Origin of the sequence: Streptomyces sp. NPDC053560 (assembly GCF_044544605.1) — a bacterium.
Classification (GTDB): Bacteria; Actinomycetota; Actinomycetes; order Streptomycetales; family Streptomycetaceae; genus Streptomyces.
Genome location: NZ_JBITXI010000002.1, coordinates 613,747 through 626,395 on the forward strand (window position 1 = coordinate 613,747; position 12,649 = coordinate 626,395).

Annotated in this window: 10 protein-coding genes and 1 tRNA gene; 5 read left to right on the top strand and 6 right to left on the bottom strand. The window is 73.5% G+C overall.

The window, feature by feature from the left end; translation table 11 throughout:
• The first annotated feature begins 427 nt into the window (after positions 1 to 427).
• On the top strand, positions 428 to 2,980 hold the full coding sequence (locus ACIGQF_RS06025; protein ID WP_399706393.1) for a helix-hairpin-helix domain-containing protein: 2,553 nt from the start codon (positions 428 to 430) through the stop codon (positions 2,978 to 2,980).
• 189 nt (positions 2,981 to 3,169) lie between these two features.
• Here ACIGQF_RS06025 and ACIGQF_RS06030 read toward each other — a convergent pair whose 3' ends face one another.
• Positions 3,170 to 3,997 carry a hypothetical protein gene (locus tag ACIGQF_RS06030; RefSeq protein WP_399706030.1) on the bottom strand — a complete coding sequence of 276 codons (828 nt, stop codon included), beginning with the start codon at positions 3,995 to 3,997 and terminating at the stop codon, positions 3,170 to 3,172.
• 47 nt (positions 3,998 to 4,044) lie between these two features.
• Between ACIGQF_RS06030 and ACIGQF_RS06035 the strand changes: the two genes are divergently transcribed.
• Entirely contained in the window at positions 4,045 to 4,233 is a 189-nt protein-coding gene (locus tag ACIGQF_RS06035; RefSeq protein ID WP_030252120.1) for a DUF5703 family protein, read from the top strand.
• Between the two features lie 318 nt (positions 4,234 to 4,551).
• Here ACIGQF_RS06035 and ACIGQF_RS06040 read toward each other — a convergent pair whose 3' ends face one another.
• From ACIGQF_RS06040 to ACIGQF_RS06050, 3 genes are all read right to left on the bottom strand, one after another.
• Positions 4,552 to 5,391: a chaplin gene (locus ACIGQF_RS06040; RefSeq protein WP_399706034.1), complete on the bottom strand. Its 840-nt coding sequence runs from the start codon at positions 5,389 to 5,391 to the stop codon at positions 4,552 to 4,554.
• 172 nt (positions 5,392 to 5,563) lie between these two features.
• A complete protein-coding gene (gene chpH / locus ACIGQF_RS06045; RefSeq protein ID WP_052867476.1) occupies positions 5,564 to 5,797 on the bottom strand; it encodes a chaplin ChpH in 234 nt (77 codons plus the stop codon).
• Positions 5,798 to 6,063: 266 nt separating this feature from the next.
• Positions 6,064 to 7,410, bottom strand: coding sequence for a M20/M25/M40 family metallo-hydrolase (locus ACIGQF_RS06050; RefSeq protein ID WP_399706038.1), 1,347 nt, complete (start codon positions 7,408 to 7,410; stop codon positions 6,064 to 6,066).
• A 296-nt stretch (positions 7,411 to 7,706) separates the two neighbouring features.
• Here ACIGQF_RS06050 and ACIGQF_RS06055 point away from each other — a divergent pair.
• Together ACIGQF_RS06055 and ACIGQF_RS06060 are read left to right on the top strand one after the other, a co-directional pair.
• Positions 7,707 to 7,794 (top strand) — tRNA-Leu (locus tag ACIGQF_RS06055).
• Positions 7,795 to 7,992: 198 nt separating this feature from the next.
• Positions 7,993 to 8,697: an HAD family hydrolase gene (locus ACIGQF_RS06060; protein ID WP_399706041.1), complete on the top strand. Its 705-nt coding sequence runs from the start codon at positions 7,993 to 7,995 to the stop codon at positions 8,695 to 8,697.
• A 5-nt stretch (positions 8,698 to 8,702) separates the two neighbouring features.
• Here ACIGQF_RS06060 and ACIGQF_RS06065 read toward each other — a convergent pair whose 3' ends face one another.
• Complete coding sequence (locus ACIGQF_RS06065; RefSeq protein WP_399706044.1) at positions 8,703 to 10,346, bottom strand: ABC-F family ATP-binding cassette domain-containing protein; 1,644 nt, start codon at positions 10,344 to 10,346, stop codon at positions 8,703 to 8,705.
• A 389-nt stretch (positions 10,347 to 10,735) separates the two neighbouring features.
• Positions 10,736 to 12,130, bottom strand: a complete 1,395-nt coding sequence (locus ACIGQF_RS06070) for a cytochrome P450 (protein WP_399706047.1) — start codon at positions 12,128 to 12,130, stop codon at positions 10,736 to 10,738.
• 98 nt (positions 12,131 to 12,228) lie between these two features.
• On the opposite strand from ACIGQF_RS06070, the gene ACIGQF_RS06075 reads away from it, so the two are divergent.
• The gene (locus ACIGQF_RS06075; protein ID WP_399706050.1) at positions 12,229 to 12,633 is read left to right on the top strand and encodes a (2Fe-2S) ferredoxin domain-containing protein; all 405 of its coding nucleotides are present in this window, start codon (positions 12,229 to 12,231) and stop codon (positions 12,631 to 12,633) included.
• Positions 12,634 to 12,649 lie beyond the last annotated feature (16 nt).

Below are 12,649 nucleotides of genomic sequence, written 5' to 3' on the forward strand. Positions count from 1 at the left end.
CGCGACCGCGACGGGCACGAGCGGCGCGGCGGGCGCTGAGGGCGGGAGCGGTGCTGCGGGGGGCCCGGCGGGTGCTGACGGCGCGTCGGGCGCTTCGACCGGCTCGGGCGACTCGGCGGGTGCTGACGGCTCGTCCGGCGCTGCGGGTGGCTCGGCGGGTGCGGTGCGGGAAGAGGATGGCGCGGGTGGCACCGCGGGCGCGGGCGGCTCGGCGGGGGCCGGCGGCGGAGCCGCGGGCGGCCCGGCCGGCGCTGCGGGTGCCGGCGCGGGTGGCAGCAAGGCGTCCGCGGCCGCGCTGGCCGCCGCGGTACGGGCGGTCGAGAGCGGCGAACGGTCGGCGGCCTCGTTCTTCAATGAGGCCCCGCGCGGGCCGGCTCCGTCCGCCCCGGGCGCCCTGCGGACACCGGGCGCGCAGCGGTCGCCCGGGATTCCGGCTCCCGGGGCTCCGGGCGCGGGCCCTGCGGGCCGTCCGGGAGGCCCTGGCGGCCAGGGCGGTCCGCCGGCGGGACCCGGCACCGGTGATTCACATGGCCCGGCAGGCCCGGCGACGGGCCCCGATGGTGCTGGCGGCTATGGGCCCGGTGGACAGGGGGCCGGTGCGCAGGGCGCTCCGTCACCTTCCGGGTACGCGTCGGGACCGGCTGCGGGCCCGGAAGCAGGTGGCCCGGGAGCGGGCGGCCCCGGCGCCGGGGGACCTGCGGGCGGCGGCCCCGTGGGAGGCCCGGGTACGGGCGGTCCGGGGACCGGTGGTCACGCGGGCCCGGGCGGCGGCCCCTCGGGCGGCATGAACGGTCCCGGCGGTGCCTACGGGCCCGGTGGCGGCCCGCAGGGGGCGCGGCCGGACGGGCCGCAGGGGGCCGGTGCGTACGGGGATGCGGCGCGGCAGGCGCCGGGTGGGCCCGTCGCGCCCGGGATCGCCGGGGTGCGGCACGTCCTCACGGCCGGTGGCGCGCCCGAGGCCCTCGCGGAGCAGGCCGTACGCGCACTCGGCGAGCAGGCCGGTGAGACGCTGCGCGAGGACCCCTGGCGGCTCCTCTCCGTCGCGGGTGTCCGGCCCGAGCAGGCCGACACCTTCGCCCGCACCCTGCTCGGCCCCGAGTGCGGCCCCGGCGACGAGCGCCGTGCCCAGGCCCTGATCGGCTGGCTCCTGGAGCAGGCCGCGCTGGCGGGGCACTCCGCCCTGGAAGCGAGCGCTCTGCGCTCCGCGCTGGCCGCCCGCTCCGTTCCGGACCCGGACGAGGCCATGCAGACCGCGATCGCCGAGGGCGAAGTGCTGGTGTTCCAGGACGCCCTGGACGACCCGTCCGCGCCGCCGCGCCCGGCGGACGCGGAGGACGACGAGGAACAGCCCGTCCGGCTGCTCTTCGGCCTGGACCGCTTCGCCATGGCCGAGGAGAGCGTCGCGGACGGCCTCTCCCGCCTGCTCAACACCTTCGAACCGCTCCCGGAGACGGACGAGGAAGCCGCCGCCGACGCTGCCGGGACGCCCGCGGAAGCGGACACGGAGTCCCCCGAAGCCGGCACGAACACGTCAGCCGACACGGACACATCGGCCGGTACGGACACGGAAGCCGGCACCGAAGCGCAGGCCGGCGCCGCAGAGCAGACCGATGCCGACGAGCGGGCCGGTATCGACGAGCAGACCGGTACCGAAGCGCAGGCCGGTGCCCGGCCCGCCGACGACATCCCCCCGCGTCCCGTCCGGGTGTCGGCCGCCCGCTGGGAGGCCGTCGCGGCGGCCGCGCCGTCGTCCTCCGCCGGGACGCTGATCCGGGCCGCTGCGCAGAGCGGCCTGGTCGCGCACACCGGCGGTGAGGCCGCACGCGCCGAACCCGCCGCGCTGATCGCCGCGGCCCGCGCACTCGGCCTGCGGGCGGCCGGCGCCGCCCACACGGCGGACGGCCGCCGCCGGCTCGCCGATCTCGTCACCGAGGCCACCGCGCACTACGACGCCTCCGGCCTCCCCGCGTCCGCCCCCACGGCGCAGGCCGGCGCGGCGGCGGAGTCCTCCCCCGCCGTCACCCTCAGCGGGCTGCTCGCGGGCCGCGAAGGCCCCGGCCGGGACGCGGACGGCTCGCTCGCCCTGGACCTGCTCGTCGTCCTGGACGCTCCGCAGCTGGACCTGGAGACCGCCGCGCTGCTCATCGAGTCGCTGGCCGACGGTGCCCGCCTCGTCCTCAGCGGCGACCCCGGCGTGCTCTGGTCCGCCGGTCCCGGCCGGCTCTTCGCCGACGTGCTCGCCGCCCGCTGCTGCCCGCAGATCGCCTCCCGCACGCCCGACTTCGGCCCCATCGGCGAGCTGGTCTCGGGCATCGGCATCGGCGAACTGGCGCAGGTCGAGGCGCCGGAGAAGGAGGTCGTGATCGTCCCGGTGCGGGACCCCGGCGAGGCGGTGCACCGTACGGTCCAGCTGGTCGCCGACTCCGTACCGCGTGCGATCGGCGTGCCGACGGCGGAGACCCAGGTCATCACCGTGGGGCACGGCGGAGCGGCCGGCACCCGCGCGCTCAACGCCGCGCTCAAGGAGCGTCTCAACCCCGGCCCGGGCAAGTTCGGCGGCTTCGACCCCGGCGACCGGGTGGCGTACAGCCCGGTCCCCGGCCGTACGGTGCCGGGCCGGGTCACCGGTGCGGAAGCGGACGGGCTGCGGCTGGAATGCGGCGGCGCGCCCGTCGTCGTCCCCCGCGACCAGGTGGCGAGCGGCGCGCTGCGCCACGGCTGGGCGCTCACCGCGCACCAGGCGGTGGGAATGCGCTGGCCGGCGGCCGTGGTGGTGGTGCCGGGCGACGCGGCCCCGGGGCTGACCCGCTCGTGGGTCTACACCGCCTTCGGGCGCGGCGAGCGGCACCTGTCCGTGGTCCAGGGCGCGGACCAGGCGCTGCCCCGCGCGGTGGCCGAGATCCCCGCCAAGGAACGCACGACCCGCCTGCGTACGCTGCTCCAGCTCCAGCAGACCCAGTGGGAAGCGCCCCCGGCCTGACGCCGATGGCGCCGATAACGCCGACGTGATGGGGCCCGCCCGCACCACAGCGGACGGGCCCCGTCACCTCGGCTCATTCGCGGGCCACGCGGCTAAGCCGGTCGGCCGACCGGCCGGCCTGCCTCAGCGCTCCCGGTCGGCCGGCCGCGCCCTGCATCGGCGCCCTCGGTCAGCCGCCCGCGCCGCCCCTCAGCGTTCCCGGTCGGCCGCCTCGATCGCCTCCAGTCCCGGTCCGCTGCCGCGGGCTCCGGAGACCGGGCGGCTGCGGGGGCGGACAGGGCCCTCGGTGGGGTCGGGGTCGAGGAGATCGTTGTCGGGGTCGTCGGACGCGTGCGCTGCGTGATCGTCCTCGTCGTCGAAGTCCAGCTCCTCGTCGAAGACGGAGCTGACGTCGAAGCGACAGACGACGCGCTGCGGGTCGGCCTGGTCGAAGGGGGCGGCCAGCCACTCGCCCGGCTCCGGCGGCTCCTCCGCCGCCGCGACCCAGAGCGTGGAGTCGCCCTCCTCCAGGCCGAACTCCTTGTGCCGGGAGGCGATCTCGTCCGGCTCGTACTCCCCGAAGAGCACGCCGAGCGCCGCGTGCACACTGCTGCCGACGACGGCGGACGCGGCGTTCCCGCCGGGCTTCGCCGGGCTCTGCGCGGCCCCCGGCTCCGTGGCCGACCCGGGGTCGAGGTCGGCGATGCGCTGCGCCTGCGACAGCAGCCGCTGCGGCTCCACGACGGTGTAGTCCCGGCGGATCAGCACGCTGAGCGCGCTCGGCTCCTCGGGCCCCGCGTACGCGGGCAGCCCGTCGCTGCCGGGAATCTCGAAGGGCGTGACCTCGTCGTAGGTGTCGTAGAGCAGCTCGTCGTACGCCTCGGCCGCCGCGGCCAGTTGATCGAACGCGGCGTAGACGGCGGCATCGTCCTCACCCGAGCGGCGTTCGACCGCGTCGAGGTGACGGTCCAGCGCGGCTTTGACCGCCTCGGCGGCGGCACGTACCTCGGCAGCGGAGGGCTGCGCAGCATCAGACATAGTGCAGACGCTATCCGTACCCGGGCCGGTCCCGCACAATAGATGCGATGCCGGAATATGAATTCTGCGATGTGTATGTGCCGCGGGGCGTCTCCCGCAAGGCCGCCACACGCCTGCTGACCGACCACGCCGAGTACGGACACTGGGAGTTGGACCGCCTCCGCCTGAACCCGGACGGCAGCCGCAAGGTGCGGCTGCGCCGCCGGATCATCCGCCAGATTCGCGCGACCTGGTGACACGGGCCCGTGAGGGGTCCGTGCCGCACTCCGTTCGCCACGCCGGTCGAGAGCCGAAAGCTGCCCCGCCCCGGATATCCGGAGGCGGGGCATCACCCGAAGGTGCGGGTATTTCTCCCGGTTTGTTCCACTTCGAGAAGTAGCGCGACGAGAATTCGGTCCGTCTGCCGTCTCACCGAAAAAGGCCAGTTCCGTACGCGCGGCGGCCGATAACCGCCCCTGCGTGACCCCTCGGCGGCCTCACCGGCGATCCCGCCGGCCCGGCATCCCCGCAGCACAACGGGACCGGAAGCGGCAGCCCCTTCTTCCGGCCGCCTGCTAGCCGCGCACCCCGCTCGCCGTACGCGCCTTGCGGTACAGGATCACGCCCGCACCGAGCAGCGCCGCACCGGCCGGAAGCAGTGCGCCGACCGGGCCCGGGCCCGTCTCCGCGAGCTGCTGACTCCCGGCCGGCCGGGAATCGGCGGCGGGCGTGGTGACGATCTCGTGGTGCGAGTGCGGCGGCGTCTGCGGATGGATGTCCCCGCCCTGGTCACCGCCGCCCGGGTGCGACGGCTCCGCCGGGTTTCCGGGGTGATCCGGGTTGTTCGGGTTTCCTGGGTTGTCCGGGTTCCCGGGGTTGTCCGGCTCCCCTGGGTGGTCCGGCTCCTGCGGGGGCGGCGTGTCGTCGCCGCCCGGCGGCTGGGACGGGCCCGGCTCGTCCGGGTTGCCCGGCGGCTTGGTGGAGCCGTCGCTGCCGCAGTCCTGACCGGTGGCGGGGTTGAGCCCGCCGATGACGTTGACGCTGTTGCCGCAGATGTTGACCGGGACGTTCACGGACACCTGCACGCTGTTGCCCGAGCCGACGCCCGGGGAGTCGTGCGTGCCCCCCTGAGCCCCTGCCGAGGGGCCCGAGCCGCCGTGCTGCCCGCCGCCCGAGGCGTTCCCGCAGCTGTTGCCCGCCGCCGGGTTGAGCAGGCCGACCACGTTCACGGTGTTCCCGCAGACGTTGACCGGGACGTCCACGGGGACCTGGACCGAATTCCCCGACAGCGCCCCCGGCGAATGAGCGGCCGAGCCGCTCGTGCCCGAATCGGCGTGCGCGTAGCCACCCGAAACGGCGAGTACGCCGCCCGCGGCCACGACAGTGATCAGGCTCTTTCTCGCGACCTTACGCATAGGTCGTCCCTTCCCCATTTCGCATTTCGAAGGGCGGACGGAGCGTGGGTTTCCGTCCCCCCGGGGCGGACGGTCGTGGGTGTCCGCCCGCCGAAAGCCGGTCGGCCCCGGAGCGCATGGCATGCGCCGCGGAGCCGACCGGATCACTCCCCCCTGGGGGTGATGCCCAACGTCACTTGTTGACGCAGGTGTTGCCGAAGGCGGGGTTCAGCAGCCCGATCACGGAGATCGTGTTGCCGCAGGCGTTCACCGGCACGTGAACCGGGACCTGAACGACGTTGCCGGAAAGGACACCCGGCGAGTGGACGGCAGCACCCTGCGCGCCCGAGTCGGCAACGGCCAGACCCGCACCGGCGAGCACGAGACCACCAGCAGCAGCCGCAGCAGCGACGACCTTCTTGATCATTGTTCCTCCTTGTAGGCAATGCGACCGCAAACCTCGGGTCGCATTTCCTGTAACGAGGAAGGCGTAATGAAGCTACGAGCCTATGGTTGCATTCACTCTTTTCAGTTAAATGCTCACGAAAGGCTGACCTGAGTTGACGTCCGTGGTGGACGTCGGCGTCAGCCCCGCGCACCTCCTTGCCCCTGCTCGGGGACCCTTGGGCCCGGTACGGCGAAGGGGCCGGCCCCGCTCGGTGAGCCGGTCGTCAGCCCTGCTCGACGAAGCCGTCAGCTCTGCTCGATGAACCGGTCGAGGACCCGCGTGCCGAACTTGAGGCCGTCCACGGGGACGCGCTCGTCCACGCCGTGGAACATGCCGGCGAAGTCCAGCTCCGGCGGCAGCTTGAGCGGCGCGAAGCCGAAGCAGCGGATGCCGAGGTCGTCGAAGGACTTGGCGTCCGTACCGCCGGAGAGCATGTACGGCACGGCCCGCGCGATCGGGTCCTCGGCCTTCAGCGCGGACTGCATGGCGTCGACGAGCGCGCCGTCGAAGTCGGTCTCCACCGCCTTGTCCGCGTGCACGTCCTCGCGCTTGACCCGCGGCCCGAGGATCCGGTCCAGGTCGGTCAGGAACTCCTCTTCGAGGCCGGGCAGGAAACGGCCGTCGACGTGCGCGGTCGCCTGGCCCGGGATGACGTTGACCTTGTAGCCGGCGCCCAGCTGGGTCGGGGCCGCGGTGTTCTGCAGCGTCGCGCCGATGATCTTCGCGATGCCGCCGAGCTTCGCCAGCGTCTCGTCCATGTTCTCGGGGTCCAGCTCGGTCCCCAGGGCGTCCGACAACTCGTCGAGGAAGGACTTCACGGTCTTGGTCACCCGCACCGGGAACTTGTGCCGGCCCAGCCGCCCGACCGCCTCGCACAGCTCGGTGATCGCGTTGTCGTTGTTGGTCATCGAGCCGTGGCCGGCCGTGCCGTCCACGGTCAGCCGCATCCAGTGCATGCCCTTCTGGGCCGTCTCGACGAGGTAGAGCCGCAGGTTCTCGTTGACGGTGAAGGAGAAGCCGCCGACCTCGCCGATGGCCTCGGTCACGCCCTCGAAGAGGTGCGGGTGCTTGTCGACCAGGTAGCGCGCGCCGTACACGCCGCCCGCCTCCTCGTCCGCGAGGAACGCCAGCACGATGTCGCGCGGCGGCTTGCGGCCGGAGCGCAGCCGGTCGCGGACGACCGCGAGGGTCATCGCGTCCATGTCCTTCATGTCGACCGCGCCGCGGCCCCACACGCACCCGTCGGCGATCTCGCCGGAGAAGGGGTCGTGCGTCCAGTCCACCGCGTTGGCGGGGACGACGTCGGTGTGCCCGTGGATCAGCAGCGCGGGGCGCGAGGGGTCCTCGCCCGCGATCCGGGCCACCGTGGAGGCCCGGCCCTTGTGGGATTCGAAGATCTGCGGCTCCAGGCCGACCTCGGCCAGTTTCTCCGCGACGTACTCGGCGGCGGCCCGTTCCCCCGGGCCCGAGTGGTCGCCGTAATTGCTCGTGTCGATCCGGATCAGGTCGCGGCACAGGTCGACGACCTCGTCCTCGCCGGTGACGCCCGGGGCCGGCTTCGATGTGGCCGGTGCGGGCTTGGACTCGCTCACGCTGCCTCCTCATGGTTCACGGCCGCGGCTCGCGCCGGTACGCGCGGTCACCGCGGCGGGGTCCGCTGCCATCCTCCCTCTCCCCCGGCCCGGGCCCAAGGCCGCAATCCTCCCGACACACGCTGGTCACGGGCGTGCGGGTGGCGGCCGGTCCGGCACCCGCCGCTGCCGCGCCCACTCCCCTCCGAGGTGGCCGGCGCCGCCCCCTCGGCCGAGCGCGTGATCGACCACCCCCAAATGTTTGCTATGGTTTTCCACGTCGGAAGGGCGCAGACGGCCCGCCCGACAGACACCTTGTCCGGGTGGCGGAATGGCAGACGCGCTAGCTTGAGGTGCTAGTGCCCTTTATCGGGCGTGGGGGTTCAAGTCCCCCCTCGGACACCAACCGGTTCCCCACGGTCTCCCGCAGACCGTGGGGAATCGTCGTTTCCGGACCCGTGCGTGTCCAGCGGAGGCCGGTCCTCCGTGCACGACCCCGGCGGGCGGCTCTCCGCAATAACCCCGTGCGTCACGCCGGACGCGCTCATTACGCTGCGCGGGCCGGACGGCCGACGGATCAGTACAGCGCGGGAGGGGGCTGCCTTGGGCGGCACGGAGAAGGTTCTCGTATTCGACGCGGACGACACTCTCTGGGAGAACAACGTCGTCTTCGAGCGGATCATCGAGGAGTTCCTGGACTGGATGACCGACCCGGAGATCGGGCTGCGGCTCGGCCGGGAGGGCGTACGCGCGGCGCTGGACGCCGTCGAGGCGGCGAACGCGAAGGCGCACGGCTACGGCAGCAAGGTGTTCCTGCGCAGCCTGGGCGAGTGTCTGGCGCAGCTGCACGGCAGGGAAGCCACCGCGGAGGAGCTGGCGCGGATCGCGGCGTGGGCGGCGTCGTTCGACGGGGGCGCCGTGGAGCTGATTCCCGGGGTCGCCACCACCCTCGCCGAGCTGGCCGCCCGGCACGAGTTGCTGCTGCTGACCAAGGGAGACGCGGAGGAGCAGCGGCGGAAGGTCGACAACTCCGCGCTGGCGCACCACTTCCGGGGTGTGCACATCGTCGCGGAGAAGGACGTCTCGACCTACCGCGCCCTGGTGCGGGAGTACGCGCTGGCGCCGGAGTCGGCCTGGATGATCGGCAACTCCCCCAAATCCGACATTCTGCCCGCGCGTGCCGCCGGGATGAACGCGGTGTTCATCCCGAACGACCACACGTGGGTGCTGGAGCACAGCGAGCTGGATCCCGCGGACGAGAAGGTGCTGCGGCTCACCGCCTTCCCGGAGCTGCTGCACCACTTCTGAGGCGGCTATTCCATGGGCGGCGCGCCCTCCCCCGCGCCGGGGCCCTGGGGCGGATCGCCCAGGTCGAGCGTGCGGGTGATGCCCGCTTCGGCCAGGAATCGTTCGTCGTGACTCACCACGATCAGCGCTCCTTCGTAGGCGTCGAGTGCGGCGACCAGTTGGCGCACGGACGCCAGGTCGAGGTTGTTGGTGGGCTCGTCCAGCAGCAGGAGCTGCGGGGCGGGCTCGGCGAGCATGAGGGCGGCGAGGGTCGCGCGGAAGCGTTCGCCCCCGGAGAGGGTGGCGGCCGGCTGATCGGCCCGGGCGCCCTTGAACAGGAAGCGGGCCAGCCGGGCCCGGATGTGGTTGTCGGTGGCCTGCGGGGCGAAGCGGGCCACGTTCTCGGCGACGGACAGCCCGTCGTCGAGCACGTCCAGCCGCTGGGGCAGGAAGCGGTGCGGTACGTGGACCGTCGCCTCGCCCGCAGTCGGCGCGAGTGCGCCGGCGACCGTACGGAGCAGGGTGGTCTTGCCGGAGCCGTTCGGGCCGACGAGCGCCAGCCGCTCGGGGCCGCGCAGTTCGAGGTTGACGTGGGTGCCGCAGCGGGTGGTCACGTCCCGCAGGGTGAGCACGCCGCGACCCGGCGGCACGGCGGTGTGCGGAAGGTCGACGCGGATCGTCTCGTCGTCACGGACCGCCTCGGCCGCTTCGCTGAGCCGTTCTCTGGCCTCCTTGAGCTTCTCGGTGTGCATGATGCGGTGTTTGCCGGCCGAGACCTGGGCCTGGCGCTTGCGCTCGTTCATGATGACCTTCGGCTCGCGCTTGTTGGCCGACATCTTGTTGCCGTAGCGGACCCGGCGGGCCAGCTTGACGTGGGCGTCGCTCAGGTCGCGCCGCTGACGCTGCACGTCGGCCTCGGCGACCCGCACCATGCGCTCGGCGGCCTCCTGCTCGACGGCGAGCGCGGCCTCGTAAGCGGTGAAGTTGCCGCCGTACCAGTGGACCTCGCCGGCCCGGAGGTCGGCTATCTGGTCGACCAGGTCGAGCAGCTCCCGGTCGTGGCTGACCACGACCAGCACGCCGGACCAGCGCGCGACCGCTTCGTACAGCCGGGCGCGGGCGCGGCGGTCGAGGTTGTTGGTGGGCTCGTCGAGCAGCAGCACGTCGGGGCGGCGCAGCAGCAGGGCGGCCAGCCGGAGCAGTACGGACTCGCCGCCGGAGACCTCGCCGAGGGTGCGGTCCAGCTCGATGCCGTCCAGGCCGAGCTGGTCGAGGGTGGCGCGGGCGCGCTCCTCGACGTCCCAGTCGTCCCCGACGGCGGTGAAGTGCTCCTCGCTCGCGTCGCCTGCCTCGATGGCGTGCAGCGCGGCGCGGGTGCGGGCGATGCCCAGGATCTCGTCCACGGGAAGGGCGGCGTCCAGGGTGAGGTTCTGCGGGAGGTGGCCGATGTCGCCGGTGCTCTTCACGCTGCCCGCGGTGGGGCTGAGCTCACCGGCGAGGAGCTTGAGCAGGGTGGATTTTCCGGCGCCGTTGAGGCCGATGAGGCCCGTACGCCCGGGGCCGACGGTGAGCTGGAAGTCGTCTAGGACTGGTGTGCCGTCGGGCCAGGCGAAGGTCAGGCCGGTGCAGACGACGGAGGCGGCGCGACCGGAACGGTCGTTCGTAGACATACAGGTCTCCTGGAGCGGGCGTGGGCTGATGAGGAACAGCGCAGGGAGACACCGCTGAAGCGGGGGACCGTGAGGTGCCGGCCACCGAGGACGCGTACGGAGCTGTCGTACGCATTCCGCGTACATGTCCGCGTACGCGGGGCGGCTGGTCGGCCGTCGTGGGCACGATGGCACGCCGAGGTCGGTTCACGGTGCGCTGGGATCAGCGCGGCGTCTCAGGACCTCAGACGAGCAACGGCCTTCTCCAATCGACGGCAATGGGGCCGGAAATGACGCTACGCCGAGCGCGACGAAAACGCAAACGCTATTTTCGTAGCGTTAGCGAGGAACGGTTTCCGCGCGCCCGGCGGGACGACGCTCGCCGGGAGGCGGCGAGGGCGGCCGCGGAGTTACGCGCGCGGCCGCAGGCGGACCCGCGCCGGGCCCTTGGCCTGCAGGGTGATGCCCGCGCCGACCGGCACCTCGGCGTCGTCGGCGGCCTCCGGGTCGTAGGCGCGCAGCAGCGTCGCCAGCGCCAGGACCGACTCCAGCATCGAGAAATGCTGGCCGATGCAGGCCCGCGGGCCGCCGCCGAACGGGAACCACGCGTAGCGGTGCCGCCCGGCCGACCGCTCGGGCGTGAACCGATCGGGGTCGAAGCGCTCCGGGTCCTCCCACAGGTCCGGGTTGCGGTGCGTGACCCAGGGGGCGACCACGACGTCCGAGCCGGCCCGGATGCGGTAGCCGCCGATCTCGGTGTCCGCGACGGCCCGGCGGCCGACCACGGGAGCGGCCGGGTAGAGCCGCATGCCCTCCTTGAGCACCCGCGTCAGGTACGGCAGCCGCTCCAGGTCGGCGGCGGTGGGCGCACGGTCGCCCAGCACCTCGTCGATCTCCCGCTGGGCACGTGCCCGCTCCTCGGGGTGGCGGGAGAGCAGGTGGAGGGTGAAGGCCATGGAGGTCGCGGTGGTCTCGTGGCCGGCGAGCAGGAAGACCAGCACCTGGTCGCGGATCTCGGTCGCGTCCAGGCTGCCGTCCTCCTCGCTGCCCGCCTGCGCGAGAAGGGTGAGCAGGTCGTCGCCCGCGGGGCCGTCGGGTGCCGCGCGGCGCTCGGCGATGATCCGGTCGCAGACCGCGTACACCTCGCGGATCGCGGCCATCGCGCGGCGGTTGCCGGGCGTCGGCCACTCGCGCGGCAGGTTCACCGGCGCGTACGCGCGGCTCAGCGCATAGTCGTTGATCACCGGGAAGGAACGGTGGATGACCTCGACGGCGGCCTCGACATCGGCGCCGAAGAGGATGCGCGCGACCGTCCGCAGGGCCAGCCGACTCATCTCGCCGACCAGGTCGACGCTGTCCCGAGCGCGCCAGCGCTCGACGACCGCGGCGGCCTCCTGGGCGATGGCGTCGGCGTACCCGTCGACCCGGCGCTTGGTGAAGAGCGGCTGCACCAGCCGGCGCTGCCGCAGATAGTCGGCGTCCTGGCTGGTCAGCAGGCCGTTCCCGAAGGCGGCGCGGACCTCTGCGTAGAAGGGGTTGTCCTTGCGGAAATTCGCGGCCTCCGTGCCGAGCACCTGCTGCACGCCCTCGGCGGAGAACACGCCGTGGACAACGGTCCGCAGTCCGGGCGGGCCGGCCGAGATCCGCACCACGTCACCGTGGTCGCGGCGGGCCCGGAGGAAGGCCCCCAGGGAGTCCTGCTGGAGTTCAAACATCGCCCCGAGGAGCGGCAGCCCCTTGGGTCCGGGTATCGCCGCTACGGGGCCCGCAGCGGTGTGCGCATCATGGTCAGTGGTGGCATTCATACCCCGGGCCCTACCCCAAAGCCCGTCTCGATACGACGAGTTGAGGGCCCCACACGGGGGCCGTTCGCACCGGCCCCGGTGCCCCGTACGATGGACCGGTGATCAACAAGCGTTCCCGCCGACCCGCCGACCGGGCCGCCTCCTGCCGTGTCACGGTGTGCCGCGGCTGCTGCTGCGGCGACGCGAGCAAGATCCCCGGCGTCGACCACGCGGGGCAGATCCCGCGGCTGCGCGCGGCGCTGGACGGCGCGGCCCCGGTGCGCGCCTCGGAGTGCCTGGACGTCTGCGACCAGGCGAACGTGGTCGTGGTCCAGCCGTCGCCCGAGGGGCGCGCGGCGGGCGGCCGGCCCGTATGGCTGGGCCTGGTCAACGACGACGACGCGCTGGCGGACATCGCGGCGTGGATCCGGGCGGGCGGCCCGGGCATCGCCGAGCCGCCCGGCATCCTCGACCTCTACGCGATCAAGGTCTCCCGCCGCGTCAGCGAGGGCCTGCCGGGCTGACGGCGGGAACGGCCCC